This is a genomic window from Endozoicomonas sp., assembly GCF_051008435.1.
In the GTDB taxonomy this organism is placed as follows: Bacteria; Pseudomonadota; Gammaproteobacteria; order Pseudomonadales; family Endozoicomonadaceae; genus Endozoicomonas_A.
Genome location: NZ_JBPCXO010000076.1, coordinates 1 through 2,584 on the forward strand (window position 1 = coordinate 1; position 2,584 = coordinate 2,584).

At 46.1% G+C, this 2,584-nt stretch carries 1 protein-coding gene; it reads left to right on the plus strand.

What is annotated here, in order from left to right:
- Window positions 1-660 precede the first annotated feature (660 nt).
- Window positions 661-2,584, plus strand: a 1,924-nt coding sequence (locus tag ACR2PX_RS03550; RefSeq protein ID WP_433997984.1) for a hypothetical protein, incomplete at its 3' end; no start/stop codon positions are given.

Genomic DNA, 2,584 nt, shown 5'->3' on the forward strand with positions numbered 1-2,584 from the left:
TGCATTTTGTGAAAACAACAGTAGCTCTGGACTGGTTGTGGGAAGCCTCAGAAAGACTGGATGTGGAAAGAGGTTCGGTTAGTACATAACGCTGACCGAAAACTCTGTTTTTTTAAACTGAACGCACTAGCTGCGGGATAAGTCGTGCACTGAAAACGCAGATCAAACGCAGAATTGAGTAAAAAGAAGCGGAACAATTATGAACACAAGCTGATGCTGTAGATTAGACTGTAAAGTGTATGAAAACTGTACTCTCTTACCAAAAGTACAGCCTGCTCGCTCATTACCTCAAAGTTAAGCGGGACTTAAGGATATTTTGCTTTGTCCTCTAAAGTCCTCTAAAGTCCTGTAATGTTTTACTTAATCCATGCCATTGCGGGGGTTCTTTTGGGGGTACTTTGCTGTCTTTAAAACTGGTACCCCCACCTACCCTAAAAAGTACCCCCAAAACGAGGGGTACCTCATGCCTATCACTGCCTCCCAAGCATAAAATGCTTCTCCGAAAGAAAAGGATTCACCCACCAGAGGAGTTAATAAGCAATAATGATCAGATCTGCTGATTTAGTTACTTCAGTTATCACGAAAGTAAGGAACTCGTTACTTAGTCTGCCAGCAGCGTTATTGTTCACTGCGTATATTTCCTTCGCCTATGGTACGGCAGTGGCTTCAGTTGTATTTTTCCAGTCTGATTCCACAGAGCATAAATATCTGAAGTTCTTTAGCGGAGCCACGCCCTCAAATGAAACTGTTGTGGAGATGGACATTCACTGGCATTCCGAGTCAGGCCGCCCCCCTGCTCTGACTCTCTGTGGCCTCAGCCATATTCCAGTATCGCCTGGCTCGAGTCCAGACCCTGCCGTTACATTCGTTACAACCCCATATAAAATGGGTTCGGAAACCCATTGTTACCAGTTGCAACCTGACCGACCTTCAGGCTCTGTTCGGGTTATTGGAAAAGGCGATTTGGCCGGTGCTGGCAGTTTCATTAATGTTGAAGAAGTGACCGGTAGCTGGGCACTTCTGCTTGAAATTAACCCAGAAGGAGAATCACTTTCATCTAACCTCTTATCCAGCAATGAAGGTTATACCAGAACTCTCAATGATTCTACAAACACCAACCCGTTAATTCCTGCACCCAGTCAGTCCTGGGATAAACCGGCTCTTTATCAGGGGGGCGTCGATTTAATGCCGGGAGATGGTCTTGATCGACGTTTCCGGCCCTGGTTTGCGGGAGGCAGCGAGTCGTCAATTGAACTGCTGATTGAAAGCTTGATGAACTATTGGGCAGGTGATGCAGAACCCCAGACAGAAGAGTTACCGGCCTATCTTGTGAAAATCAACTCTGACGAAGGCACTCATACCGTCTATTTAACCCAGGCAGACTGGCGCTGGCTGGTAGCCAATAAAGCCGTTTCTGTGAGAGGGGTGTTCAGTTTTCTGCAACAGATAGAAAAACAGTGCGGGCAGCGGGAGTGCTGGATGACTGATCTGCAATATATGCTGGACAAGTCTGACCTGGGAGAAAATAATGAGCCCGATGCAGAATTTATAAATAACCTGCTGATCTCTCTGACCTTGCCTGCTGAAATAGAGGTTACCCATTATGACAACCTTTCCGTTCCGGGCATTATTAGTTTGAGTGGAAGAGGGCAAGGTGCCAGCAAGCAAAAAGTGGGCAGTGGATCTTCTTCTAACGCTGCCCCCTCAAGAGCTTCAAGGCAGAGCAGTACCGGGAACCACCCTCAGGAATCAGGCGATTCAGCGTCTGGGGGCGGTGCCGATGGCGGTGGATTTCAGCAATCTGACTCTTCATTCAGCCAGCCGTCAGGGCCGACAGCCCCTTTGGATTTAGAAGCCATCCTCAGTCAGCTAAATGAGCATAGTTTTCCTGAAGATCTGGCTATTGTATTCTATGGTGCAAGGCTGATTACCTATGAAGAAATGCAACAGGTCCATAGTGAACTTGGATCACAATCGAAAAAGGAGCGGTTAATAAAACAGCTTAAACAAATTGTTGAAAACAGCGAGAAAGTCGCTGCCCTGCAGATCATGTATGAATTTCTCCATAATACCCCCATACACAGTTGGGCAGCTCAACCCATGCTGCAGGCAGTCCCTGATGAGTATAAAAAACAGGTACAGCAACCGTTTCGTTTCGTTTCGAGAGAGCCTTCAGACAGCGATCAGGCGTTAGAAGTTCTTTCAAGGGCAACCGCTTATTCCTTAATTAATGCCTCAGAAGACTGCATATCGTTCATTCAAGAACATTTTAATACCTATAAGCCACTCGAAGTTATCGCTCAATGTATGTCTGGAGGGCTTACATGTTACCAGCGTTTATATAAAAATCGGCATTTTCAAACTTTCTACTCAAAAAACCTTTCATATAAATACCAGCTCTGGCTGGATGGCAACCTGATCCCATGGCCCTCCCCGGAACTACCGATGATAACCACTGTGCAAGAGGCGATAAAGATGCAGGGGTTGTCAACCATAAGGACATGGGCTTTTTTTGTGTATTCAGCTTATGGCAATAGTGCGATTACCTATGAGCAATTCAATCGACTTGCAAACAAGAAAGAGC